Source organism: Candidatus Obscuribacterales bacterium (assembly GCA_036703605.1).
Lineage (GTDB): Bacteria > Cyanobacteriota > Cyanobacteriia > RECH01 > RECH01 > RECH01.
The window spans coordinates 1-1,162 of sequence record DATNRH010000363.1 but is presented as its reverse complement, the minus strand read 5'-3'; the positions used below and the strand labels follow the sequence as shown (position 1 = coordinate 1,162).

Here is a 1,162-nt window from a genome sequence, read left to right as displayed (position 1 = left end):
GGCGATCGCATTGTGATTCGTTCATTGGGTCAAACGTCAGCACCTGAAGAAGTGGCAGCGGCTCCAAGCACTCCGCCGGTAACCTTTGCTCTGAATGCTCAGGCAGAGACCTTCCAATTATTGTCCTCCCAGTTAGGGGGCGAGGGTTTGGTTAGCAGCTTGATTGGTCAGGAACTACCGGAATTGGCAACTTTACCACCATCGGCTGAAAAAACTGGCGGCGATCGCCAAACTACTCAAGCATCTAGAAATGGCGCAACAACCAACGCTTGGGGTCAACAACCCGTGGCGATCGCCCCCGCTAATGCAGAGGCAGTGCCCATCAGGGAACCGCTCCTTTCCTTTGTGCCTGAGCTAAACGATCCGAATTTGTCCGATGAGTCACGCCGGATAAATCTTGCTACCCCAGACTTAGATCAACCGAGTGCTGAGACCACAGAACCGCTAATTACGGGCTTCTCCTTCTCCAATGCACCAGAATGGATGCTCGGTTTTGCGCCAGTAGAAAATCAGCTAGAAGAACCTTTGGCGATCGCCCTCCGCGCCAATCCAGGAACCCCAGAACAGCTTATTTCTTTCCTCTCGGAACCGACCGGAACGCCTGAGACAATTGTTGGCGATCGCCGCCTTGCTGGAGACAATACCACCGACGACACCGTCATCTTTGGCGAGCAACCCTTGCTAACCAGCCTCTTAGATTTCGCCAATATTCAGACGAGCGAGTTTAGCTTCCCTGTATCGCCGGAATTCTCTATCCTCAACCCCGCTGCCTCGACCGACCTTGCCCTCAATTCCACCGGAGACAATCCTTTGATCCTGAGCCAAGCCGTCACGCCGAATCCACCTTTTGCCTTGAACTCAGCCATCCCGAATGCCCGCCAAGTCCGCCGTTTGGAGGCCGCCCTCACCTTCCTACTTAGCGATGATGTGGATGCCATTGATGCGTTACTCCTACAGGCAACGGGGAACCGTGCCCCAGAAGTGCGGGGACAATTGGTTGATTTGGATCGCGTGATGCAACTCAATTCCGCTGCGGAGGGAACCCTATGAAATCCTTAAACTTGCTTCCATCCCGTCCCAATGGCCTCAGCGTGAAATTACTCGGCATTACCCCCCTTGTGGCGATCGCCATCATCAGCGCAGACATACAATCCGCCCAAGC

1 protein-coding gene is annotated in these 1,162 nt (G+C 54.2%); it reads left to right on the top strand.

Features of this window, described 5'->3' with window-relative positions:
- Nucleotides 1-1,050 (top strand): hypothetical protein (locus tag V6D20_07670; protein ID HEY9815662.1); only part of this gene is annotated, 1,050 nt, incomplete at its 5' end.
- Between the last annotated feature and the right edge of the window lie 112 nt (nt 1,051-1,162).